This window comes from Halomonas sp. (assembly GCF_052095765.1).
In the GTDB taxonomy this organism is placed as follows: Bacteria; Pseudomonadota; Gammaproteobacteria; order Pseudomonadales; family Halomonadaceae; genus Halomonas.
On record NZ_JBQDJZ010000034.1, the window covers coordinates 1 to 25,641 of the forward strand.

A 25,641-nucleotide genomic window follows, 5' to 3' on the forward strand; every position below is an offset into this window, starting at 1 on the left:
ACCGCTGACCTCAACACTGCCAGTGTTGCGCTCTCCCAGCTGAGCTAAGGCCCCGTCTCTTCCAGACGATCGGTATATTACTCACCGGGAGGGAGCAGGTCAACACCTGCCAGGCCTTACTGCCCCTCCCGCCCTCTTTTCACACCTCCCGGCGAAAACGTGGAAACACCGGTGTCCGGCGCGCTGCTATCCGAGCCCGGGAGACGTGGCTGTCCTTACAGCTCCCGAAACTGTTTCTCGAAGCGTTTGGCCTGCTTTTTGGACACACCGCCCAGCACCTCAATGGCATGCCGCAAACGGGCGCGAGTCATGTCCGAGCCAAGAATCGCCATGGCATCCATCACAGAGGTGCTCGATGCAGAGCCAGTTATGGCGATAAATACAGGTGCCAGAAAACCTTTCATCTTCAGCTCAAAATGTGCTGCCAATAGCTTGACTTCTTCCAACAGCGCCGGCTTGTTCCAGGCGGGCAGGGATTCCAGTCGCCACACCAGGAACTGCAGCAGCCTGACCAGCTCTTCAGGTTCAAGCTTCACCTCACTAAAATCGCTGGCCTGGATTGCTGGCAAACCCGAGAAGAAATGCCCTGCCAGAGGAATCACTTCAGACAGCGTCTCCACCCGCGGGCGCACCTGGGGCAGGATTTCGCTGACATAACGCTCATTGAATGCCCACTCCATCAGTGCCTTCATCAACGCGGCGTCATCGAGATCTTCACGAATGTACAGGCCGTTGAGCCAGGTCAGCTTTTCCAGATCAAACACCGGGCCACCCAGCGAAACGCGCTGAATATCAAAATGCGCCATCATCTGATCAAGACTGAACTTTTCGCTCTCGTCAGGCATTGACCAGCCCATGCGGCCCAGATAATTGATGACCGCCTGGGGCAGATAGCCCATGCGACGATAGTAATTGATCGAGGTCGGGTTCTTGCGCTTGGACAGTTTGGACTTGTCGGGGTTACGCAGCAGCGGCATATGGCAAAGCACAGGCATCTGCCAGCCGAAGTATTCATATAACAGCTGGTGCTTGGGTGCGGAGTTGATCCACTCCTCGCCACGCAGCACATGGGTAATCCCCATCAGGTGATCGTCCACCACGTTAGCCAGGTGGTAAGTCGGCATGCCGTCAGACTTGAGCAGGATCTGGGCATCGACTTGCTGCCAATCCACCTCGATGTCGCCGCGCAGCATGTCATGTACCACGCAGGTACCAGTATCTGGAACCTGCATGCGAATCACAAAGGGCCAGGCATCTCTCTCGCGCTTGGCCTGTTCTTCGTTAGGCAGCACCAGGTCTGCCGGTTTCAATGCCAGCTGCATGCCGGCTTCCTTACGCGCTTCGCGCAGGGCATCCAGCTCCTCGCTGGTGCGGTAACACTTGAACGCGTGCCCATCGGCAACGAGCTGCTCAGCGTACTGTGCATAGATATCGCCCCGCTCACTTTGGCGGTAAGGGCCGTGGGGGCCGCCAACATCCGGTCCCTCGTCCCAATCAAGGCCCAGCCAGCGCAATGAGTCCAGAATCATCTGCTCGGACTCAAGGGTCGAGCGGGCCTGGTCGGTATCCTCGATTCGCAGGATAAACTGCCCCTGATGCTGACGCGCAAAGCACAGATTGAACAAGGCAATATAAGCGGTGCCCACATGGGGGTCACCAGTGGGAGACGGCGCGATGCGGGTGCGTACGGTCATGTCGTCCTTGTGTCCAGAAAAAGTTATTGAGAGTCGAGGTAAACGGCTTGCAAGAAGCCAGTAAAAACAATCCGCCGATTGCTATTGTTTCTCTATTTATGGCTACGGATTCCGGTCACATCCGGATGGTCACATTGCATTATACGCGGCTGGGCATGCGGCGGCAGCCACATGGGAATCATTTGTGGCTTGTGCAGTCTGATACTGATAGGTAAAACGCTAGTCGGCCAAGACTACTAACTTCGTGGCTATATTCTTATGAGCAAGACTTTCATGAGCAAAGCATGAGCAAGGCTCATCAGGCAACGATACACAGATAGTACTCGGCACATCATCGCGCTGCCCACATATTCAACTCGACAGGACGCTCTCTATGGAACCCCTAGGCCCAAGGATCAAGCGCTTACGACAGGCCACCAGCCTCAACAAAGCCGCACTTGCCCGGCGGGTAGGCGTCTCCGATGTGACGATTTCCTACTGGGAGTCCGGAGCTATCAAGCAGATTGGCCATGAGCGGCTAGTGGCGCTATCCGACGCCCTGAACTGCTCACTCTCAACCCTGCTTGATGGTGATGCCATGCGCTCATCACCGCTGTTCTTGAGTGCTAAAGGCCAGCCACCCTGGGAAAATAGTCCGGCAAACGGCATCGAGCTACCTCTGGAGCTAACTCCCGGCCAGCATTGGGATGGCGACTGTTACATGGTCACCCCTGCCCCGGGCAGCGCTTTTGACTATCTGAACGAGCGCGACCTGGCTGCCATTGCTCCAACGGATATCTTTCGTCTGCCAGGCCTTTACCTGGTAAGAACCAGCGAGCACATGGCCATCCGCTATGTGAAAAAAGCCGATAACGGCGAACTGCAGTTCAAAGACGAACACAGCAACACGAGCGTCCCTTACTCCACCGGTTTCACCCTACTTGGCAAGGTTGTTGCGCTATGGCGCAGCGAAAATGTTTAAGCCATTTCAGTCAAGCGCCTGCACTTCGACCGAATCAGTCGTACGACGCGGCTGACTACCGACAAGAAAGCGCTGTGTGATGCTCGCCACCTTACCAAGTCCATGGCGCGAGACCCCCACTAACGAACCGCTCAGGTGCGCCCCCTCTTCACCCAGCCGATCTCTTACAGTACTGGGCTGCACGCTCATTGGCGGCAAATTTACCGTGATGCTGTAGCCACCATCAGGCAACCCGCTTCCCGAACCGAATGGGCCCGTCACAAAGTGGCCGCCTTTCACCTCAGTACGCTCTTGCCAGCGCACGCCACTCGCCTCACGCTCTACCTGCACCTGAAGCTGTGTGGTGTCAGGCAGATTCGTTGTGCCATCGACCATCAGCCGTCGATCACTACGCAGCTTGACCTCAACGCTAATTGCCACTGGCTGATCAAACGGCTCGATGTCTGGTGATGGAGGCGACGCTGACGAGACGGCCCTAGGCTCCAAGCCAGACTCACCAGCCGCATCATCGCTTATCTCTGCGACTGCAACGGTAGGATCTATCGAGGCATCAACCACCGGCTTTTCCTGCTCACTTCCCTCACAGCCTGACAGCATCAACGCTGCAAGCCCGACTATCCAGCCCAGTCGCGACACCTTCATGTACACATCCCTCTGCTTGTCGATCACAAGCCTCAGCCTACCACCTCGGCGCTCAGGCGGGCAGCACCACAAACATACCGGCGAATGGGCAGCGCCGCTGGCGACTGCTAGAATGCCCGACTTGGCAGGCAACGCTGAGGATTGGCGTTACTGCTTTCACCCTTCAACACGCCACGACACTCCGAGAGCCATGGCTGAACTCGACCGCACTTTTTCTGTCGCCCCGATGATGGCGTGGACGACGCGAGATTATCGGGCATTTGCCCGCACGCTGACGCGCCACGCTCTGCTATATAGCGAAATGGTCACCACCGGCGCTATCTTGCATGGTAACCCACGGGAGCGTTTTCTCGGTTTCGATACCATCGAACAGCCACTGGCATTGCAGCTGGGAGGCAGCGATGCCGCTGAGCTGGCTGAGTGTGCGTCAATTGCCGAAGACTGGGGATACAGCGAGGTTAATCTGAACGTGGGTTGTCCCAGCGACCGGGTGCAGAACAACCTGATCGGCGCCTGCCTGATGGCGTATCCTGACAAAGTAGCGGCGGCGGTAGCCGCTATGCGCAAGGCCGTGTCGATTCCGGTTACCGTGAAGTGTCGCATTGGCATCGACAATCAGGACGAGGATGTCGACCTCACCCGGTTCATCGAAACTGTGGCAAATGCTGGCTGCGAGATTTTCATCGTACACGCCCGTAAAGCCTGGCTTGAAGGACTGTCCCCCCAGCAGAATCGCGATGTACCGCCGCTCAACTACCCGCGGGTTTACCGCTTGAAAGCCAGCCGCCCTGACCTGCATATCGGGATCAATGGTGGATTGAAAACCCTGGACGCCTGCCATGGACAGCTCGACCACGTCGACAGCGTAATGGTCGGGCGTGAGGCATACCAGAACCCCTGGCTGCTCGCCGAGGTAGACCAACGCTTTTACGGGTCGCCTGGTCCGGCAGCCAGTCGGCATGATGCCGCCCGAGCGTTTCGGCCCTATATCGCGGAACGTCTGGAGCAAGGCGTGCGGCTCCATCACCTGACTCGCCACCTGCTTGGCCTGTTCCAGGGCCAACCCGGTGGCCGACGCTTCCGCCGCCATCTGTCAGAGCAAGCCCATCGTGACGGCGCGGGGCTGAGCGTGCTTGACGATGCCCTGGGGCTGGTGCCTGAGCGCACTCCGACAGCAACTGCTGAGCCGTCAGTACAGTGAATCGGGCGGCGGCTCCAAGCTTGACTGAAAGCCTTCGATCGCGCTTTCAGCCTCCTCAATGGCTTCAAAGCGGGCAATATGAAACAGCGCCTCACCCTCGTTGACCAGCGGCAACCGGGTCATGCCTACCACAATGCCGTCTGCCGCGGCCAGCACCTCGTTTTCGTCATTACCGAAGGGACCGGCGACATGGCCCAGCACATCCCCTTTCGCGACCCTCACACCTAACCGAGTCCGAGGGCGTAGAATCCCGTCAATGGGCGCCCTGACCCAGCCAGAGCTGTTGGCGACCTCGGCCGCCCGCGGCGTACGCTGTCGCTTATCACCACTCAGCATGCCAAGCTTGCGCATCACGCGCAGCACGCCGCGCACACCAGGGGCAATTGCCCACTCATCAAAACGCAGCGCCTCGCCGGCCTCGTAGGTCAACACTGGTATGCCCCGGCTCTGCGCATAGTGGCGCAGGCTACCGTCACGCAAGTCTGAATTGATGATGACCGGCGCACCAAAAGCATGGGCCATTTCTTCCGTTTCGCTGCCAACATCAAGCCGAGTTCGTATCTGCGGCAGATTGGTGCGGTGAATCGCACCAGTATGCAGATCAATCACATGGGTAGCCTGATCAACAATCTCTTGGCGGAACAGGGCCGCGATCCGCCCCCCGAGCGAGCCCTTCTCGCTACCCGGGAAACAGCGGTTGAGGTCACGCCGATCCGGCAGATAACGGGTTTGCTGCACCAAACCAAACACATTGATGATTGGCACTGCCATCAAGGTGCCGCGCAACCGGCTCAGCTGGCGGGAGCCAAGCAGCCGCCGCACGATTTCCACACCGTTTATCTCGTCACCATGGATGGCAGCACAGACCAGCAGTACAGGGCCATCCTGACGCCCGTGAATTACCTCCACTGGAATGTGCAGCGGTGTGTGGGTATACAACCGTGCCACCGGCACATCAATCTGTTGGCGGCTTCCCGGCGCAACCGAGACTCCGGCAAGCTCGAAGGGTTTACGAGACATAGCCATTCCTTGCATACAGCGTTGAATGTAAAAGATCCGAGGTTGAGGTAAAATACGCCGCAAACCGCTACGAGTCGAGATACCATGGCAAGACGCACCAAGGCCGATGCCAAGGCCGATGCCAAGGCCACCCGTGAAACCTTGCTGGATGCCGCTGAAGAACTGTTCTTCGAGCGTGGCGTTGCGCGCAGCTCACTGGAGCAGATAGCCCGCCATGCCGGCATGACCCGAGGCGCGGTTTACTGGCACTTCCGCAACAAGGCCGACCTGTTTCTCGCGATGGTCGAACGTGTGCGTATGCCCTTCCATGAATTGGTCAGCGAAGCCTCTGTGACCCACTCTGACACCTCGCCTCTGGCGGCCATCCTGCTTGGCTGTGAGCATGGTTTTCAACGACTGGAAAAGCCGCGCTACATGCGTGTTCACGCGATTCTTGTACACCGCTGCGAGTTTTTCAGCGACGTCGACCCGCGGGAAACCCAAGAAGCCATGAGCCGCGACTGTTTCAATGCCCTGAGCGACTACCTTGAAGACGCCAGCCAACAAGGCCTGCTCAAACCAGAAGTAGACACGCTGATCGCCACCCAGCTGCTCCAGGCCGTGATCAGCGGTATCTTTCACGACTGGGTGCGTGACCCCCAAGCCTACTCCATCCATGAGCAGGGCACGAAGCTAGTCAAGGCGCAACTTGAGCTAATCAGCCTAAGGCCACTTGGCTGATTTCCAGCATCAACCCCAGCCAGCAGTCACCACCCTCTTCTGAGGTCAGCAAGCCGCCATCACCTTGAACTCGATGAGCTGCCATCGCTGCGGTTCATGTCCTGGCCTGCGCCCAACGTCGACCTGCGCCTGTCGCGATCAATCAGCTTCAGCTTGACCAGACGCGCCCTGGCATCAAGGTAATCATGCTCGGACACTGAACGATAGGCGTCCTGGTCGCGCAGATACTTGACCAGCACACGACGCTCGCCCTGCGAAGTTGCCTGGCCTGTTTTAATGCGTAGCGTAAGGTGACGGCTAGCGTGATCGGCAAGTACGGCGTCCATCAGCGGCCCATCCTTGGCCTCACCCACCACCACCGTTTCACCCAGCAGGCAGCGCGGCAGACGCGAGTGGCTTTGAAACCGACGGCGCAGCCCACGACACAGCATCGCCACCACAGGCGATGCCAATGCCACCGCCGCCCAAATCAGCACAGCGCCCAGCGGCACGCGAAACAATCCCAGCTCAAGATGCTGCAGAACGGCAATTTCAAGCGCCAGGATAATGGCCCCTGCCAGCACAACCAGCAGCGTTAGCGACAGCATGACTGGCACACCGATAAACCCGAGTGACACCATGGCACTGGCTAGGCTATCGTCACGCAGGCTATCGCGCTCAAACAGCTCCAGTGGTGCCAGACGGATCAGCACCAGCAGCCAGTAAACGGCCATCAGGCTGATCAACAGACTGAACACAACCATTGGAAAACTGAGCGCCAATCGCACCAGAGTATCCATCGCCACCGTATCTATCGACAGCATCGCTAGCCCCTTCGGCCCAGAAGGCGCCTGCAACTGCATGACCAGGTGGCAACAAACCTTGATGTCTTGTCTTTGCCGTCAGCCACTGGTTGTGAGCTGCAGCCAATCACCTGCTGTTTAGCCGGCTCATGTATTTCATCCAGCATAACGTATTAAACAGTGAAGTTCGCTCTCACCATCCTCACATGAAAAAACGTCACCGCCTGAAGGCGATGACGTTTTATAGAGCGAAACAGCTTGTGCAAGAAATCTCTCAGGAGCCGTCAGACTCTACAGCCTTTTGTGACTCAGGCTCCATGCTCTGCCCTTGCCCAATACCGGTGTGCCGACTGAGCCAATCGCTCAGCCCAGCAATCATCGCGTAATAGGTAGGCACAAACATGCTCCCCAGTATCGCCACCGACGCCATGCCGAAGGCCACCGTTGTACCGATATGGTGGCTACTAGTGGCACTGGCGCCGGTCGCCAACACCAGCGGCAAGGTACCAAAGATAAAGGCCAGCGATGTCATGACGATAGGCCGGAAGCGCAACTCAGCCGCATGGATTGCCGCCTCACGAATCGTACGACCACTTTCACGACGCTGCAGCTCAGCAAACTCGACGATCAGGATGGCGTTCTTAGCCGCCAGCCCCACCACAACGAGCATACCGATCTCCACATAGACACTGGTTTCCAGTTGGCGCAGGACAATACCACCGATACCACCGAAAAAGGCAAAGGGTGTCGTGGTCAGAACCGCCACCGGTAATGACCAGCTTTCATACTGCGCGGCCAGAATAAGGAATACCATTAGCATGCCAAATACGATGGCTATGGTGGCAGCGTTACCGGCACTCGATTCCTGATAGGCCGTACCTGTCCAACCCATACCCCAGCTGCTTCCCAGCTCATCTGCAACTAACTTTTCCATCGCATCAATTGCCTGGGTTGAACTGTAACCCGGTGCCGGTCCACCCTGAAACTGGGCGCCTGGGTAGACACCAAAACGTGTAACGACAGCTGGTGCTGTAACACGCTCAAGCGTCACAAACTCGGAAAGCGGAATTCGCTGGCCATCACCGCCACGTACATAAACGCTAGACACATCGTCCGGCGATTTACGGAAGTCATCTTCGTTCTGCACATAGACTTGGAAGTTGCGCCCCTGGTAGCCGAAGAAGTTAACGAAGCCCGTACCAAACGTATTGGACAGCGTCGAGTTCAGACTATCCAGCGATACCCCATAGCTCAAAGCTTTCTGTTGGTCGATCTCGGCATGATAGGACGGCACATTGACGCTGAAAGTGGTGAAAACCCGCTGCAAAACCGGATTCTGGTTCGCAGCCTGCATCAGCTTCAGCGAGGCCTGGTAAAGCTCGTTTGCCGACGCTCCATCAAACGACTGCAAGTAACCAGTAAAACCACCGGTCGTCGACAGCCCCATGATGGGTGGCATGTTGAAGGCCATGGCCGTCCCGCCCTCTATCTGGGCGCCCAACTGCATGATTTTTCCAACCAGCTGATCCGCAGTCAGGGTGCGATCACCCCAGGGCTCCATGTTGACGAAAATGATACCGCGCGCCGTGTTCACGGAACTTGCCAGCATGTCGTAACCGGCCACCGCAGAAGAGTACTTGACCCCCGGAACTTCCTCGATAGCTTTACTCAGCCTGCCCATGTAATCCTCGGTGCGTGCCAACGAGGCAGAGTCGGGCAATTGGATTGCCGCCAGTACGATGCCCTGGTCTGTTTCGGGCACTAGCGTTGTCGGGGTATGGCTATACATCCACCAGGCACTGCCACTGATCAATGCTGTCAGCAACAGTGCCAGCACCCAGAAACGCACCAGCAGCTTCACTATGGCCATGTAGACAGCGGTAACACCGGCAAAGAAGCGATCGAAAAGCCGCAGCGGTGTTCTTACCGCACGACTGAAAGCGCTTTCTTTGCGATTATGAAGGTCATGCTTGATGAAGATAGCCGACAGCGCCGGTGTGAAAGTCAGTGCCATCAGTGCCGAGAACGCGACCGAAATGGCAACGGTCAACGCGAACTGCTGATAGATCTGGCCGGTGAACCCACCCAGAAAGGCCACTGGCACAAAGACCGCAGCCATGATCAGCGAGGTGGCAACAATGGGCCCACCGACCTCTGTCATGGCCCGGGTCGTGGCCTGAAAAACAGTCATCTCCTCATCTTCACTAAGCACCCGCTCAACGTTTTCCACCACCAGAATGGCATCATCCACCACGATACCAATGGCCAGCACCAGAGCGAACAGGGTTAGCAGGTTGATCGAGAAGCCAAACAGGAAGAAACCCGCAAAAGTGGCCAGCACGGACACAGGCACTACCGACATGGCAATCACGGTGTAGCGCCAGTTCTGCAAGAAAATGAACAGTATCGCGCCCACGATAAGGAAGGCTTCGATAAAGGTATGCTCCACCGTTTCGACCGACGCGCTGATGAACTGCGTGGTGTCATAGGGCACCACATACTCAAGCCCGGGCGGGAAGCGCCCTTCAAGCTCCTGCATGACCTCACCAACCGACTTCGCCGTATCCAGGGCGTTGGCACCCGGCTGCTGGTTGATGATGATCGGCGTCATGGTACCGCCATTCAGGCGGGCTTGAACCCCATAGAAAGAAGCCCCCAGCTCAATACGCGCCACATCTTCAAGGTGAAGCGCCGAGCCATCCGGATTGGTACGCAGAAAGATCTGACGGAATTCGTCCGCAGTAGACAGGCGCCCACCGGCAGTAATCGTGTAAGTAAAGGGCCCGGGGGCACTCTGGGGTGTAGCGTCCAGGCTACCTGCGGGGACCTCAGTATTCTGGCTACGAATGGTCTGCACCACTTCAGCCGGTGTCAGGTCGAACTCCGCTAGCTTGTCCGGATCCATCCATATCCGCATGGCGAACTCACCGCCACCCAGTACTTCCGCCTCGCCAACTCCCGGCACCTGGCGCAGCGCATCAAGAATATTGAGGGTGGCATAGTTCTGCATATAGATGTTGTTGTAATCCCCGCCAGGCGAGGTCAGCGCAACCAGCATCAGTATCGAGCTTGAGCGTAGCTCAACCTTCACCCCCTGTGCCTGCACCGCCTCGGGCAGCTGGGACAAGGCTCCCTGCACGCGGTTGTTGACGTTGATGGTGCTGATATCGCCATCGGTGCCAATGTCGAAGGCAATGCTCAGGCTCATCATGCCATTATCGGCACTGGTCGATGTCATGTAGAGCATGTCATCAACGCCGTTGATGGCCTCGGCCAGAGGCGCTGCTACCGTTTGCGCCACGGTTTCAGCATCCGCACCAGGGAAACTAGCGCTGACCGAAACCGTCGGCGGCACCACGCTGGGATACTGCTCAATGGGCAGCACCCGCATACTCATCAGCCCGACGATGGTCAGGATGATGGCCAGTACTGAGGCAAAGATCGGCCGCTTGATGAAGAAATCAGAGAAATTCATTCTTCAGCGTCCCCTTGAGCCTCTGGCGCCTCAGCATCTTGTACTTTTTCCTGTGGCGCTTGCTCGGAAGCCTGCCCTGGCGCCTCATTACCCGGCATCAGTGCTGCCGCATCGCCGTCGAAAGGCTGTGGCTTGATTGGCGTACCCGGATCAAGGCCGGCCGGGTCCTGGACAACAACTCGGTCGCCTGGCTCCAGCCCCTCCACTACCAGTTGCCAAGGGCCTGCCTGGGCGCCGAGCTGGATGGTGCGAACACGTGCCACATCCTCTTCATCAAGAACAAACACCTGGGGTCCCATGAGCCCCTGGGTGACGGCAATCGACGGAACAGCAATCACGTCAAAACGCTTAAGACCATTCAGCACAACACGCACGAACTGACCGGGCATCAGCACGCTGTCCGGGTTGGCAAACGCCGCCCTGCCCTGCACAGTGCTGGTACCCTCGCTGACCCGCGACCCCAAATAGTCCAACGCTCCCTCAAGATTGACGCCCTGCCCCGGCAGATCAAGCACCGCGTGAATTTCAACATCTGGATGCTCGTTACGCTGCTGGCGAAGCGCAATGGCATCATTTTGCGGCAGCTGGAAACGCACCTCCAGCGGGTCCAGCGGTGTGATCACGGCCAGCTCGCTGCCAGGGGTCACCAGGTTGCCAAGGTTCACCTCTCCCAGGCTGATCACCCCGGCAACGGGGGCGGTAACATTGGCATAACTCAGATCAAGATTGGCACTCATCAACGCCGCCTGAGCTTGAGCCACCTGTGCACTAGCCACCTCGCGGGTCGCCAGCGCTTGGTCATACTGCTGGCGGCTGACAGAGTTCTGCTTCAGCAGCTGCTCGAAACGACCAGCATCCCGCTGGGCACGTGACAGCTCGGCCCTAGCACTGGCGAGGTCAGCCTCACGTTGGGTCACTGCGTTCCTGTATAGCTCCGGCTCGATGGAATAGAGGCTTTCACCCTTCTTCACGTGTTGGCCAGGCTCAAAGTGTCGTGCTTCAAGAAAACCGGTAACTCGTGCAACCAGTGTGACCTCATCATCGCTACGCAGCCTAGCCGGATATGACCTATTAAGTGAAATATCCTGGCGCTGCACATCCATGACTGTCATGGCGCGCGGTTGTGGCTGGCGGTCTCCGCCATCCTGCTGACCTGAAGGCGCATCCTGCTGGTCACAGGCCGCGAGAGCAAGCCCCAAAACCAGCACCAGCAAGCCATTCCGACATCCTCGGATCATCGTCTTCATGCGTAATCTACTTCCGTTGGGAACATTCGAGGCTGCAAAGCCTACATCCATACACCGGTGTATGTAAAACAGACATACAGTCCTGCATGTCCAGATACGAGATCTTTATCAGGTCTCAGGGCTCGGCGGGGCACCGATATCCATGCCAGGAGCGGCGACCGGCTGCTGATCGAGCTGCACTTGCTGCGCACTATTCAGCCAACCGTTCAGTTCACTGACTGCTTCGGTATCCAGCGTGCCGGATTGCTGACGCAGCGCCAGCAGGTCGGTCACATAACGGTAACGAGCATCGGCATAGTCAGCGACAGCGTTGTACAGATTCTGTTCGGCATCAAGAACGTCGACGATATTGCGGATACCGACCTCAAAACCGGCACGGGTGGCATCCAGCGCACTCTGGCTTGATACGACAGTCTGTGCCAGCGCCTCGACCGTGGCCACGTTATTGCTGGCCTGAGTAAACTGTGAGCGCACCTGCTGCACAACACTCAGCCGCTGGGCTTCGAAGTCATACTGGCTGGAAGCCAACTGGTAGGTCCCCTGACGAATGCTGGCGCTGGTCCGACCACCAGTATACAGCGGCACACTGACGCCCACCCCAACCTGGCTTGCAGAGTCATGACCTGTCAGGACATCACTGTCCGAGTCCCCATAAGTATAGTTGGCGAATGCCTGTACGACCGGCAGACGCTGAGCCTGAGCAATATCCACGCCACTGCGCGACACCTCGACCCCAGCCTGACTGGCCAGCACCAGGGGATTTCTCTCCATGGCAAGATCCACCCAAACTTGCACTGATGACGGGTTTGGCGGCACCACCGGCATATCTTTCTGCAGCATGTCAATACTGTTGTAGCGTTTGCCGGTCAACCTGTGCAACGCCTCAAAGCTGACCTGCAAGGCATTCTCGGCAATGATCCGTTGCGCCCTTGACTGATCGAAGCGTGCCTTGGCTTCCTCAACATCAGTGATGGCAATCAAGCCCACATCAAACTGCTCTCGGGCCTGCTCATACTGGCGTTCGATAGCCCGCTGCTGGGCAATCCGCGCATCTAGCACCTCGTTGGCACGCAGAATCTCGAAATAAGCTGTGCTGACATCAATCAGCAGTTGCTGCTCGGTAGCGGCCAGCTGATAGAGCTGCTGGTCGATCTGGCGCTCAGCCTGCTCCACCTCGGCACGACTGCGAGCATTGAACAGTGCCTGGGTCGCTTCAAGTTTTAGGCTGCCCGCCGTCACATTATCATCTCCGGCCGACGATCCCATCGGGCTGCTGCCCGAATATTTAGGCTGTTGGCTTTCGTGCTGGCGATTATGAGCAAGCTGTCCGGAAGCCGTTACCTGCGGCAACAGGTCTGCCTGCTGCACGTCACGCCCCGCCTCAACCGATTTGAACAGCTCCTTAGCCGAAGCAAGGTCGGCGTTCTTGTCGAGTGCATCCTGGGTAATCTCAAGCAGGTCAGCGGCTTGAACCTGACTCATCATCAGTGAGGTGACCAATACCACCAAAAGCTTGCGGCAGCCGGTTGTGGGCGTCGCAGCGCAAGATCGGGAAGATGTCATCAGCAGGATCCTTGTTTCGATATCAGAGTTATACATGCATTGTCGCATGTTAATACGTTCAATCCACCAGGCTATTGTTGCAGAGAATAAGAATTTCCCCGGCTCCTGATAAAAAAGATAGGCTGTTATCACCCTAAGCCGGCACCATACAGCTGCACCTGACATACCAAATAACGGAGTATTGACCATGGATGACCTGACGTTGTTAAAGGTACAGGATCTTGAGATCGCCGTCCGCATATGGAACCCACAAGCGCCACGCACCCTTGTCGCCTGGCACGGGCTGGCTCGCCACGGGGGCGATTTTGAAGCCCTGGCCCACCGACTTGGCCCGCAGTGGCGCATCATTGCCCCCGACACACCAGGGCGTGGCCTGTCGAGCTGGTCACCGACACCGGAGCAGCATTATCTCTACAACCACTACATGACAATAGCACTTGCTGTACTCGACCACTTCAATCTAGACAGCGTACCCTGGGTCGGCACGTCAATGGGTGGTCTACTCGGCATGCGGCTGGCATCCGATGCTGAGCATGCCGGACGAATCGAGCGGCTGATGCTCAATGACGTGGGTCCGGCACTCAACCCGGATGCCCTGATACACATGGGCCAATACTTTGCCCAGCCCTACCAGTTCAACCAACTAAGCGAGCTGGAGAAAGAACTGCGCGATAACTACGCCAGTTTCGGCATTCAAAGTGACAGAACCTGGGCCGAAATGACTCGCGACAGTGCCCGTCGCTTACCCGACGGCAGCTGGTCTTTCCATTACGATCCACGTATCGCTGAGCAGTTTATCCACGATACGCCACGCGATAACTGGGCCGACTGGCTGGCCATTGACTGCCCGCTGATGCTATTGCGCGGCGCCAATTCTGCTCTGCTGGATCGCGAAACAGCGGATCGAATGAGTCGCGAACAGCCATCCATGGTGTCACTTGAAGCCGAGGGCTGCGGCCATGCCCCCATGCTTGACCGGACAAGCCAGGTAGAGCCACTGCGGCAGTTTCTTGAAGGCTGAAAATTGGACTACTGGGGTAAGAAAGGATGGCCCCGCCACTTTCTCGCAAAAAGGTCTGTGCAGTCTCAACTGAGCGACTTGCGCAGCCTCGACAGGGCGAACAGGAAAAACACTGCGCCAATCACTGCCAGCGCCAACAACTGCGGCCACACAATACCAACGCCTGCGCCGCGAAAGAGTATCGATTGGGCCAACTCGATAAAGTGTGTGGTGGGTGCCGCCAGCATGATGTTCTGAATGATCTCCGGCATGCTTTCCCGTGGCGTCATGCCACCAGAAAGGATCTGCAGCGGTATCAGCGACAGAATGATCAGCAGCCCCAGCTGCGGCATCGAGCGCGCCACGGTACCAAAGAAGATGCCCATGGAGGTTGTCGCGAATAAATGCAGCGCAGCACCCAGCATGAACAGGCCCAGCGAGCCGCCAAGGGGAATCGCCAGCCAGGCCCCCACCACGAAACGCAAAGCAAGTGCCGAGGCCAGCAGCACCACCAGCCCCATGGACCACACCTTGGCCAGCATGATCTCCACCGGCGTCACTGGCATCACCAGCAGGTGCTCGATAGTGCCGTGCTCACGCTCACGGATCAGCGCCGCACCGGTCAGGATGATCGACAGCATGGTGATCTGATCGATGACCGAGTTCACTGCTCCGAACCAGGAGCGGTCCAGATTGGGGTTGTAGTTCATGCGCACCACCGCCTCCACCGGCAAGGCACCCTGGCTGCGATAGCGCTGCAGGAAAGTGGTCACTTCGTTGCTGATGATCTGCTGGATATGGCCAGCACCGGTAAATGCCTGACTGACCTGAGTGGCATCCACGTTGAGCTGGATGGTTGGCTGACGACCCGCCAACAGGTCCTGCTGGAAGTCCGGTGGAATGTTCAAGGTAAAGGTGTAGCGCCCGGCGTCCATACCATTATCCATCTGGGCATGGGTGATGGCCCGGGGCGGCTGAAAATACGGCAGCTGGAAGGCATCAAGAATGCGATAGCTCAGCGGTGACGGATCCTCATTAACCACCCCGATGGTCGCACGATACGGCGCTTCGGGTACCGCTGTGGCGCTAGAATATATGCTTAGGCTGAAGGCATAGACAATCAGCAGCACCAACGCGGGATCCCGGCTCAGGCTGCGCAGCTCCTTGATACCCAGCTGCACAATATTGGTCAGAAATCGCATGTCATTTTTCCTGCTGTTTCAGCCCAGCGATACTGATCAGCAGCAGCACGGGAATCGCCAGCAACAAGGGCAAGAGATAGCCATACAGATCCGCCATGCCCAGCGCCTTGGCGAACGCCCCACGGCTGATGATCAGGAAGTGAGCGGTCGGGTAGACCTGACCAATGAAGGCACCGATGCCTTCCATGGCAGATACCGGATGAATCATCCCCGAGAACTGTACAGCAGGAATCAGGGTAACGATAACGGTGCCAAAAATCGCAGCAATCTGGCTGTTGAGCACCGACGACATCAAGAGCCCAAGCCCGGTGGCACAGAACACATAGAGCAGCGCAGCAATGCTCAGGGTAAGAAAACTGCCCTTGACCGGTACATCGAAGAAAAACACTGCCAAGGCCACCATGATCAGGAAGTTCAGCATACCCAGCACCACATAAGGCAGTTGTTTGCCCAGCAGAAACTCCGTGCGGGTCACCGGGGTGACGTAGAAATTGATGATCGAGCCCATTTCCTTCTCGCGCACTACGCCCAGGGCCGTAAGCATTGCCGGAATCATCATCAGCAGCATGGGAATCACCGCCGGCACCATGGCCGGTAAACTTTGTACATCCGGGTTGTAGCGGTAACGCAGGGCAACATCCGCACCACTGTCAGCACTCACGCCGAGCGATTCCCGAGCCAGCGTCTCGAGATAGTCGATGTGAATTCCCTGAGCATAGCCCTTGATGGTATCAGCACGAGTCGGCATGGAACCATCGACCCAGAAGGCGATTTCAGGCGTAGCACCGCGCTTGAGATCGCGCCCAAAACCAGGGGGAATGATCACGCCTAGACTGATCTTGCCGGCCCGCATGCGCTCATCGAGCTCACCAATACTGGCCAGCGGTGGCGTTTCAACAAAGTAGCGTGAGCCCGCCAGATTCAGAGAATACGCCTGGCTGTTGGTGGTCTGGTCATAGTCGAGCACCGCATAAGACAGGTCTTCCACGTCCATGCTGATGCCATAGCCCATGATAAACACCAGCAGCACACTGCCAAACAGCGCGAGCATACCGCGCACCGGATCGCGGCGCAGCTCCATGGCCTCACGGTGCGTATAGCTGAACAACCGCTGGAAGCTGAAGCGCGACGGCGGCGTAGCACTGTTCTGCTGGATCCCCTGCCGCGGCGCTCCCTCTTGCTCGGGATCAGACGAACTCTCAGAATTGCTCTCGTCGCTGGCATCTTCGAGATAGGCAATAAAAGCGGCTTCCAACGTTGCAGCGCCACGTTTCTGCTGCAGCGCCTGAGGTGTATCGCTGTCCAGCACCTTGCCAGCATGCATCAGCGACATGCGATCACAGCGCAGGGCTTCATTCATGAAATGGGTGGAGATGAAAATAGTCACCTTCTCTTCCCGTGACATGCGAATGAGCTCTACCCAGAAACTGTCGCGCGCCACCGGATCGACACCGGAGGTGGGCTCGTCGAGTATCAATATCTCCGGCCGATGAATCACCGCCACCGCCAGCGACAGTCGCTGGCGCACCCCTAGCGGAAAACTCATCGGCAGACTGTCAACCACTGGCTTCAGGGCAAAGCGCTCGAGCATTTCCTGAATACGCGCTTCGCGCTCCTTGCCGTTAATCTGGTAAAGGCGCGCATGCAGCTCAAGGTTCTGACGAACCGTCAGCTCGCTGTACAAAGAGAACGCCTGGGACATGTAGCCAACCCGCTGGCGTATTTCTAGATCATTGGGGTCCACCGGCTGGCCGAACAGGAAAGCTTCCCCTTCGCTGAACGGTAAGAGCCCGGTCAGCATCTTCATGGTGGTGGACTTGCCGCAGCCGTTGGAGCCAAGAAAGCCGAAGATCTCACCACGCTCAATACGAAAATTGACGTGATCAACTGCAGTGAAGTCACCAAAGCGCTTGGTCAGCCCGTGGGCCTCAATAGCAATCTCATTGCTGGCTTCACGCGGCGGAATAATGACCTCTTGATGCAGGGCGCGCTTGGCATCCGGCAACAGAGCAATAAACGCCTGTTCGAGGTTGTCGCTGCCGGTACGTTCTAGCATCTCAGCTGGCGTACCGGTGGCCAAAACCTGGCCCTCGTCCATGGCAACAAGCCAGTCGAAACCCTCCGCCTCATCCATATAGGCGGTGGCTACCATCACGCTCATGTGAGGACGCTCACCACGGATTCGCGTAATCAGCTCCCAGAACTGGTTACGCGCCAGCGGATCAACTCCGGTGGTGGGCTCATCAAGGATCAGCAGATCAGGGTCATGAATCAGTGCACAGCACAGCCCAAGCTTCTGCTTCATCCCGCCAGACAGCTTGCCCGCCGGACGCTCGGTAAAATCCTCCAGCCCCGTACTGCGGGTCAGATCCTCGATCCGCAGGTCCCGCTCGGCTTTGCCCTGCCCGAACAGCCGCCCAAAGAATTCAAGGTTTTCACGGATGCTCAACGTGGGGTACAGATTCTTGCCCAGCCCCTGGGGCATGTAGGCGATTCGCGGGCAGGACAGGCGCCGGTGCTCGGCATCTGCCATATCGCCACCAAGCACCCGAATCCTGCCCTGCTGGATGCGTCGCGCCCCAGAAACCAGCGCCATCAGGCTCGACTTACCGACGCCATCGGGGCCGATCAATCCCACCATGCGACCGCTGGGGATCTCGAGACTCAAGGCGTCCAGCGCCCGAACCTTGTCGCTGCGCGACTTGCCATACTGCAAGGTGACGTCTTTCAGGCTGACGACGCTATCGCCAAGTGCCGTCATGATTTCACGTTGACCTGCAGGTCAACCGGCCACTCAGCCTCGTCATCGAGCTTGAGATAGGCCACGCCGGGTAAACCGGTCTTGACCTGCTCCACGTGCTTCATCAACAGCTGCGGGTCGATACGCGCCTTGACGCGAAACATCAGCTTCTCGCGCTCGCTCTCAGTTTCCACGGTCTTGGGCGTGAATTGGGCGACACTGGAGACGTAACTGACACGGGCCGGCACCACGTAGTCAGAAGCCGCATCGAGTACGATATGCGCGGCGTCGCCGATACCCACGCGGCCCACATCATGGGTCGGCAGAAAGAACGTCATGTAGACATCAGTGAGATCCACCAGGTTGACGATCTTGGCACCGGAGCCCAGCACCTCGCCAGGCTGAGCGATACGGTACTGCACCCGAGCCAGCCGATCTGCTTTGAGTTCGCTATCTTCAATATCTGCCTGGATGCGTGACACACCGGCTTTGGCGGCAGCGATGGCAGATTCCGCCTCAACTACCCGGGAGCGCGCCGAGTTGATGCCTGCCTCGGCAGTTAGCACCTGAGAGCGTGATGCCAAAACAGCAGCTTCAGCGCTCTGGCGGGCGGCCAGATCGTCATCGAGCTGCTGGCGCGATACCGCATTACGCTGCACCAATGTCGCAGTACGCTGATGACGTTTCTGAGCAGCACTGAGCTCCGCCTGGCGCTGCTGCACAATCGCCTGGGCCGTGTTCTCTTCACTTTGCCGCTGGGCAACCACGGCACGAGCAGTTTCCAAAGCATGCTCTGTCTGGTGCACCCGGGCATTGGCCTGCGCCAGCTCAGCCTCTAGGGTGTCGGTGTTCATGCGCGCAATCACCTGCCCCGGCTCAACGAAGTCGCCCTCGCCCACCAGCACCTCCATCAAACGACCAGGCAGTTTGGTTGCCACATCAATCTCTGTTGCTTCAATACGGCCATTGCCGCTGGCAAAGCCGTCGCCCAACCCGCTAGGCTTGAGCATTTGCCACGCCATCAGCGCGGCCACTGCGACGACCACAACCACCGTCAATAGCTTGATGATGGATTTTTTACTTGCCTGCTTCATCGCTCTATTCCTGTCGCCCAAGAAAACCAACCCGCACGCACCAGACTCGCGTCTGGCTCACCCACACCGTATCGCTGGCTGACTTGAGTCAGCGATAACCTGACTCTTGACATTGATGCATTCCGCTTGCGCCTCATGTATTTTTTGACGCCTTGACAGGTGGCCCAAGCAGCTCCTGCAGCTCAGCCCACAGCTTTCCGGTATCACCTTTATCACTGCACCAGGCCGGTTCAATCTTGCAAACGGTATCAAGAATTCGCTGTCGCGCAGCGGCTTCCGGCACTAGCTTAGGCAGCTGCTGCAAGCTTTCCTCGGGGTAAGCGAAGACCAGCATATTTTGCTGGTTTATGAGCTTACGAATCGTCGCAACATCCGGCAGGTGAGTTGCTATCTTGCGATAGCCTTCGATGATCTTTTCCAGGGATGACTTGGCAAGCTTGCCATCCGCCTTGGCGAACAGTAGTAGCACGCGCAGGCCCGCCTCGAGCTCACCGCCTTCCGGTAAGGCACTACGAAGCTGTTCTCTACTCGCCTGTCTTGCACTGTCGTCATGCGGTGTGGTGGCTGGTGACGAGGCAGAGTTGCTGAGCATGCTCAGGTAACCGTAAATGCTGTGAAATGCCAGCTCACCGCCGGCATCACGCATATCACGCCAGTTGTCCAGCGCATTAATAATATTGCGCGAGGCCAAATCCTGCCAGGCCAGCAGCGGATTTTCTGGGCTGACAGCATGACGCGATTCTCGCACGCGCTCAGCAGTCTCAGGCAACCACCACAGAGCCGGATTCTGACTGTTCCAGACACTCCGTTTAAGGCGGAACGGATGTACCTGGCGCAGCGCCTCTGCCATGGGCTCATTGATCACTCGGCTCAGCCAAGGGCGAACCATCCAGCCATACAGGCTGCTGGTGATTTCAGAGACTTTATCGACCTCGATAAACTCCCGGTCTTCGTTCCAGCTGTCGGTATCAATGGCGCGAATATCCGCAATGCCACGCGACTCAAAATGCACCCGATACTCTTGCTCAGACGCTGATTCAGGCTCGGGCTCACTAGCGCTGGGGCGCTCGTCGATAATCAGCTCATAAAGCCCCGGCGGCAGCACCTTAATCTCGTCTATGGCATCGATCAGCTGGCGATGCTCACGACGCGCCACCTTGCCGGAAACAAAAATGCCCAGATGCCCTACGCTAGCGTGCTTGAGGTAAACGATAGTGCGCCCGGCACTCTGCAGGGCCAGGTCATCCGGGTAGAGGTCAACGATCCAGTCCAGCGCCTGCTGGGGCGGCGTGATGTTGTCGCCATAGGAGCAGAACACCACCACCGGCACTTCGATAGCGCGCAAGTCGAGCAGGTTACCACCGGTACCAGGCGCCCCGGACAGGCGGTTACCGATGAAAAGCTCATCGACGATGGACTCGATTTCCTCGGCATTGAACAGGTTGGGGCTACCCCACCAGCGCTCAAAATCGAGAAAGCGCGGCGCTTCGGTGTCGATGTTCGCGTAAAGGTCGTAACCCTTACCCCACCGAACATGGGAAGGATTGAGACTCTCGAAATTGCTGACCAGCCAGGCGCCATCAAAGCGTCCGTTACCCAGATCGCTGGCCAACCGAGTAGCCCAGGCACCGCCCATTAAGCCGCCAGTGTAGCGCATCGGATTACGGCCGTTCACACCGGCCCAATAGGCCAACGGCGCACCGTTGATGATAACCAGCCCCGGCAACTCTGGCCGAACCGCAGCAAGCCCCATCAAGGCCCAGCCGGCCTGGCAGTTGCCGATGATGACCGGCTTGCTGGACTGCGGGTGCCTTGAGGTAACAAGTTCGATAAATTGCATCTGAGCCAGTGCCACATCAACTAGGGTCTGGCCAGGCTCAGGTGAATAACCAAAAGCGATGAAATAGGTCGGGTGGCCAGCGCGCAGGCTTTCACCGATTTCCGAGTCCTGCTTAAAACCACCGATGCCCGCACCATGCCCGCCGCGCGGGTCGATGACAATGATCGGTGCCAGCGTCTGGTCAATTGGTTGATTCTCGTCAGGCAGAATCTGCAACAGAGAATAGTTGACCGGAACGTCGAGTTCAGCACCGTCCAGCAACACTTCATAATTGAATTTGAGCAGCGGCGGCGAACCAGCCTGCTCATGAGCCAGGGTATTATCCGCCCGCTGGCGCAAGGTATCCCAGAACAGTACGCTGCGCTCACCCGCATCCACCAGATACTCTACCCAGTCTCCAGGCCCGGGCATCGACAGATTGCCCTCAAGCAAAGGCCTGGTCACTTCCTGCCGGCGTGCCTGCATGCTGGTATGCAGATTCTGCCGCTGCAGCTGTCGCAGCTCGGTAATATTGCCCATCAGCCGGCGGGCGGAATGGTCGGTTGCCGAAACCCCCAGGCTATCATCCTGTCGATCCATGAAAGATCCTCGTGCAGTTGCTACATCACATTGCGTTGTAATTAGCATACTACTAAATTTTTGGTAGCCTAACTCCTGCTCGACAATCAGCGCCAGGCCGCTGGCCTGTTTGCGGAAGTCGATGGGCTGTCGATACAGGTAAATCTCCGGCAAACCCCAAGAGGGGGGGAAGGTACCGGTGACGCATTGCAGTTGCCTCAGCACGGCACCGAGCAACTCCACATTGCCAGCGTGCAGGCCTGTGATGAAGACACCGCCAGGCAAGGGACCGCCAGTCTTCGATGTGTTTCTGCCAGAGACGCTTGCGTTCGGCGTGTGTCATGCTGATTCCTCCTGGTATTGACGAGGAAATCAGTGGGGGAAATTTCAGGACGCGACTGTAAGTGCCGATTTATGGGCGCTTACGGAGAATGCTGTATTAGCTGCACAACCTCTACCAAGCTGAGTTTCCAGATGTCACCCAACCAGCGCTCAGGGTGGCGCTGTTTTACCACCTCGAAGACCTCCCTGCGCTGCGCCAAGATGCTTTTTGCCTTGCCGTTATAACGCTGGCTCAGCGTGACGTATCGAAGGGCGCTGTTCCGGTGCTCGTGGTTTTAGTACTCGGTGAATCACTCGACCCAGTCTTGCGCCTCGGCCAGGGTGGCGAAGGCGTTGTTGTTGACTCTTGTCCGGCTGTACGACGGGGTGATGCCCAGGTCGTAGAGCCTCTCCAGAAAGGTCGCCACCTTCATCGGGCTGCCGTTATCTGAGTGCAGTATTAAGGGCTTGTGACGGTCCGTGAGGTGCTCTCGCCAGCATGCCTTCTGGATCAGCTCAGCAGCCAGCTCACGGGCCCCGTCTCGAAAACCTCGTGCCCAACGATCTTGCGACTGAATACGTTTATGATCAGATACAGATACCACCAGGTACCTCGCGCAAGGTTGGGCAACCATGAAAGGAGAGTAGACCAAGGGAATTTCACCCTCAGTCCCTCGCAGAGCGGTGCGTGAACCTCTCGGCTCACACCACTCCCACCAAGCAAACGCACCCGACATTCCTTGCGACTAGTTTACGAACAGTTTTGGTCTCGCTTTCACTAGCCGTTCCAGTGTGGCTACCATCATTTTCTTCCGTGCTCGTAGATGCTTGAACTTTCACATAGCCCATCTCACCAGCCGCGCAGATAGGGATTGATTGTAGTGGCATAGTAGCACCAAGACATAACTAGAACGCTCGAACTTATTTTAGCAACGTCAGCGCTGATTTTTCTGACAGTTGTTGCGCCCATCACAGCAGCGCAACTTCTCTCATATCAAGTGTCCTCAGTGCCAAGTTTGTTTAAGCCTAGGGGCTTAAGTTCTGAACCGTAGCGGATCGAAGATTTTAATGTCGTACTTTGTACTGCCGTTAATCGCTAGTTCAGCAAGGATCTCACCGACGGCTGCCGAATATTTAAAGCCGTGTCCCGACATAGCAGTTGCAACTGAGATATTCGAATACTCAGGATGAAGAGAGAGCACGAAGTTCCGATCCGGTGTGTTTGTGAACATGCAAGCACCGGTACTCACGAGACGTCCAGCTCCCTTGAAAACATACTGACGCAGGGCATGCTCCATACGCTTTATTTCCTGAGGAGATACTTCTTCAGAGTTCATAGTCTCCGGGGTACACAGTTTAGCGCTACCTTCAATGAACGTCGCTTTCATCACCCGGTCAGACCCGAAGACCGGCCAGCTACTGAAGGCTACACCGTCATCGGCGATTACGTTGACGAGCGGGAAGGTTCCTGAACGGAACTCATTAAGAGAGCCATCCTTGGGCTCGTACCAAAAAAGCCAATGCCGCTCAATTTCAATCGGCAACTCCATATTCCCGAGCAGATGCGGTGCCCACGCCCCGATGGTGAACACTAAACGACGTGCTTCATATGTCGCCTCATCAGTACGAACCTGCACCCAGTCTCGGTCCGCGTCTGCCGACCATTCGAGCACTGTCTCTCCGAAGTGTAGATCGGCACCATTCTGCTGCGCGAGCTGCTGCTGCGCGATTATACTAGCCTCGGGCTTAACCACACCCATGGCAGGTTCGTAATAGGCAACTTGATCGGCTCGTGCTGTGATCTGTGGAAACCGGCGATTGAGTTCTTCGGCATTGAGCACTTCGTGCTCGATGCCATGGGTGCGCGCACTCTCAATACTACCCTTCACATAATTTTCATCTGGGGCTCCAATAAAGAAACCGCCAGTGTTTGTCACCAGCTTTCTGCTGGTCGCCTGTTCCAGTTCCTCCCAAATCTCGTACGATCGCGCAGCGATCGGTACGTAGCTAGGGTGTTCAAATGAAGACCGGCGAATAATACGAGTACTTCCGTGACTTGAGCCCTTGTCGTGAGCGGGGTAGAACTGCTCTATACCCAACACACGCTGACCGCGCTTGGAGAGCTGGTAAGCCGCAGCACTGCCCATTGCACCGAGACCTATGACTATGACGTCATAGGTGCAGCTCGAACTCGTCTCAACACTTCTGTTTTTCATTTAAACTTTCTCCGGTCGCTCGCATAAGATTTAGATTGCTGATGAACACCCGACTTTTCTTGCCGATGAAGAGACATTAAAACATCGTCCCTGTTGTTATTTCTTGCAGATCATGATATGGGCGTTATTCCCAAAACACATACAAAATTTAATATCTATGCCACTTACGAAACGTTATAGTCTATTTAACAAACATCATTAAAATCAACAGAAGAGATTGTCTCTGAGACATTTAATCCTCTCTGGCTTGTAGCTTGTTAAGACCGTATTGCGATGTGGATAGCTACTGAAAGTACTTCAGTCCTGGAGATCAATTGTGGACACTTTGAACTGGGTTATTGCAACTAACAGTCCAAAGACTGTCGATAGATAAGCAAAGAAAAGGAAGGGCATGTACTCTAATGTCCCGATGCCAAGCGTCCCGGCTGCAAAAACACCTCCAGCTGACCATGGAAAGAATGGGTCATAAACTGTTCCTGAGTCTTCGATTGTCCTCGATAGATTTTGACTTTTAAGCCCCATACTCTGGTAAGCATTAGTCAACAGGGTTCCGATCATAACAGCTGCGAATGAGAAATTTGCACCGAGCCCAATAGAAAGTATAGTTAATGGTGAAGACATTGTCATTAACTTGCGACGGCTATTGGCTACGCGTAAAACCCTCTCAATAACCGTAGTGGTAAATCCCCCCTTCTCCAGCAAGCCTGCAACCCCCACCGCGAAGAGAAATAACAATGAAATTCCAGCCATAGACATCATACCACCACCGGAGATGAGTTTATCTATGCTTGAAAGCCCACTATCAAGCGTGAATCCAGAGTATGTCACCTGAATTACTTCTGTTAAAGAATTTCCTTGAACGGCAGTACTTACAACAGTAGCTCCAATGACACCTCCGAAGATTGCAACATATGGCGGCAGTTGGAATATCAGCAATACAATTGTCACAGCTGCAGGTGCCAGCACAATCCAGCTCAACTCAAAGTTGCTATTGAGAGTTTTTTCAATAATGCCGGCCGTACTCATTTGCGCAATTTCAGGGGAGAAAAAGAACCCAATCGACTGAAAAATAATCAATGTAGCAACGTATGCCGGTACCGTTGTGATCAACATATAACGGATATGGGTTAAGACTGGGGTTCCGGTAATAGCTGCAGACAAGTTTGTAGTATCAGAAAGAAGAGATAACTTATCGCCGAAGTATGCTCCACTTATAACTGCACCTGCCGTGATAGGCGGTGGAAATTCCAAACTGCTACCGACCGCCATCAGTGCCACGCCAACCGACCCTATAGTCCCCCATGACGTACCAGTTAAGTGGCTATTCAAAATTTATCGTGCGCTCAGACCCGTAGCCGTCGAGTA

Annotated in this window: 18 protein-coding genes; 4 read left to right on the top strand and 14 right to left on the bottom strand. The window is 56.5% G+C overall.

Annotation, left to right across the window (positions count from 1 at the left end):
• Positions 1-215: 215 nt before the first annotated feature.
• Positions 216-1,694 (bottom strand): glutamate--tRNA ligase, encoded by a 1,479-nt coding sequence (gltX, locus tag ACTH3D_RS06270; RefSeq protein WP_441666209.1) that lies wholly within the window; start codon positions 1,692-1,694, stop codon positions 216-218.
• A 373-nt stretch (positions 1,695-2,067) separates the two neighbouring features.
• Between gltX and ACTH3D_RS06275 the strand changes: the two genes are divergently transcribed.
• Entirely contained in the window at positions 2,068-2,655 is a 588-nt protein-coding gene (locus ACTH3D_RS06275) for a helix-turn-helix domain-containing protein (RefSeq protein WP_441666210.1), read from the top strand.
• Positions 2,656-2,661: 6 nt separating this feature from the next.
• Here ACTH3D_RS06275 and ACTH3D_RS06280 read toward each other — a convergent pair whose 3' ends face one another.
• A complete protein-coding gene (locus tag ACTH3D_RS06280) occupies positions 2,662-3,297 on the bottom strand; it encodes a hypothetical protein (protein WP_441666211.1) in 636 nt (211 codons plus the stop codon).
• A 190-nt stretch (positions 3,298-3,487) separates the two neighbouring features.
• Between ACTH3D_RS06280 and dusA the strand changes: the two genes are divergently transcribed.
• Positions 3,488-4,498 carry a tRNA dihydrouridine(20/20a) synthase DusA gene (gene dusA / locus ACTH3D_RS06285; protein ID WP_441666225.1) on the top strand — a complete coding sequence of 337 codons (1,011 nt, stop codon included), beginning with the start codon at positions 3,488-3,490 and terminating at the stop codon, positions 4,496-4,498.
• On the opposite strand, the gene ACTH3D_RS06290 is transcribed toward dusA, so the two are convergent.
• Complete coding sequence (locus tag ACTH3D_RS06290; protein WP_441666212.1) at positions 4,487-5,518, bottom strand: succinylglutamate desuccinylase/aspartoacylase family protein; 1,032 nt, start codon at positions 5,516-5,518, stop codon at positions 4,487-4,489. The two genes, dusA and ACTH3D_RS06290, sit on opposite strands and share 12 nt — an antisense overlap.
• A gap of 84 nt (positions 5,519-5,602) precedes the next feature.
• On the opposite strand from ACTH3D_RS06290, the gene ACTH3D_RS06295 reads away from it, so the two are divergent.
• Positions 5,603-6,238 (top strand): TetR family transcriptional regulator, encoded by a 636-nt coding sequence (locus tag ACTH3D_RS06295; protein ID WP_441666213.1) that lies wholly within the window; start codon positions 5,603-5,605, stop codon positions 6,236-6,238.
• A gap of 59 nt (positions 6,239-6,297) precedes the next feature.
• Here ACTH3D_RS06295 and ACTH3D_RS06300 read toward each other — a convergent pair whose 3' ends face one another.
• The 4 genes from ACTH3D_RS06300 to ACTH3D_RS06315 all read right to left on the bottom strand — a co-directional run bounded on the left by ACTH3D_RS06300 (position 6,298) and on the right by ACTH3D_RS06315 (position 13,305).
• Positions 6,298-7,041 (bottom strand): hypothetical protein, encoded by a 744-nt coding sequence (locus ACTH3D_RS06300; protein ID WP_441666214.1) that lies wholly within the window; start codon positions 7,039-7,041, stop codon positions 6,298-6,300.
• 253 nt (positions 7,042-7,294) lie between these two features.
• Positions 7,295-10,495 carry an efflux RND transporter permease subunit gene (locus ACTH3D_RS06305; protein WP_441666215.1) on the bottom strand — a complete coding sequence of 1,067 codons (3,201 nt, stop codon included), beginning with the start codon at positions 10,493-10,495 and terminating at the stop codon, positions 7,295-7,297.
• Positions 10,492-11,742 carry an efflux RND transporter periplasmic adaptor subunit gene (locus ACTH3D_RS06310; protein ID WP_441666216.1) on the bottom strand — a complete coding sequence of 417 codons (1,251 nt, stop codon included), beginning with the start codon at positions 11,740-11,742 and terminating at the stop codon, positions 10,492-10,494. Before ACTH3D_RS06310 ends, ACTH3D_RS06305 begins: the two co-directional genes overlap by 4 nt.
• Positions 11,743-11,850: 108 nt before the next feature.
• Positions 11,851-13,305 carry a TolC family outer membrane protein gene (locus tag ACTH3D_RS06315; protein WP_441666217.1) on the bottom strand — a complete coding sequence of 485 codons (1,455 nt, stop codon included), beginning with the start codon at positions 13,303-13,305 and terminating at the stop codon, positions 11,851-11,853.
• Positions 13,306-13,492: 187 nt separating this feature from the next.
• Between ACTH3D_RS06315 and ACTH3D_RS06320 the strand changes: the two genes are divergently transcribed.
• Positions 13,493-14,326, top strand: coding sequence for an alpha/beta fold hydrolase (locus ACTH3D_RS06320; protein WP_441666218.1), 834 nt, complete (start codon positions 13,493-13,495; stop codon positions 14,324-14,326).
• A gap of 65 nt (positions 14,327-14,391) precedes the next feature.
• On the opposite strand, the gene ACTH3D_RS06325 is transcribed toward ACTH3D_RS06320, so the two are convergent.
• From ACTH3D_RS06325 to ACTH3D_RS06355, 7 genes are all read right to left on the bottom strand, one after another.
• Positions 14,392-15,507 carry an ABC transporter permease gene (locus tag ACTH3D_RS06325; RefSeq protein WP_441666219.1) on the bottom strand — a complete coding sequence of 372 codons (1,116 nt, stop codon included), beginning with the start codon at positions 15,505-15,507 and terminating at the stop codon, positions 14,392-14,394.
• 1 nt (position 15,508) lies between these two features.
• Positions 15,509-18,268, bottom strand: a complete 2,760-nt coding sequence (gene rbbA, locus ACTH3D_RS06330; protein WP_441666220.1) for a ribosome-associated ATPase/putative transporter RbbA — start codon at positions 18,266-18,268, stop codon at positions 15,509-15,511.
• Positions 18,265-19,341 (bottom strand): HlyD family secretion protein, encoded by a 1,077-nt coding sequence (locus ACTH3D_RS06335; protein ID WP_441666221.1) that lies wholly within the window; start codon positions 19,339-19,341, stop codon positions 18,265-18,267. Before ACTH3D_RS06335 ends, rbbA begins: the two co-directional genes overlap by 4 nt.
• A 133-nt stretch (positions 19,342-19,474) precedes the next feature.
• Positions 19,475-21,760, bottom strand: a complete 2,286-nt coding sequence (locus tag ACTH3D_RS06340; protein WP_441666222.1) for a DUF3141 domain-containing protein — start codon at positions 21,758-21,760, stop codon at positions 19,475-19,477.
• Between the two features lie 611 nt (positions 21,761-22,371).
• Positions 22,372-22,665, bottom strand: a complete 294-nt coding sequence (locus ACTH3D_RS06345; protein WP_441666223.1) for a hypothetical protein — start codon at positions 22,663-22,665, stop codon at positions 22,372-22,374.
• A 429-nt stretch (positions 22,666-23,094) separates the two neighbouring features.
• Positions 23,095-24,276, bottom strand: a complete 1,182-nt coding sequence (gene solA, locus ACTH3D_RS06350; RefSeq protein ID WP_441666224.1) for an N-methyl-L-tryptophan oxidase — start codon at positions 24,274-24,276, stop codon at positions 23,095-23,097.
• A gap of 297 nt (positions 24,277-24,573) precedes the next feature.
• Complete coding sequence (locus ACTH3D_RS06355; RefSeq protein WP_441666226.1) at positions 24,574-25,545, bottom strand: Na+/H+ antiporter NhaC family protein; 972 nt, start codon at positions 25,543-25,545, stop codon at positions 24,574-24,576.
• Between the last annotated feature and the right edge of the window lie 96 nt (positions 25,546-25,641).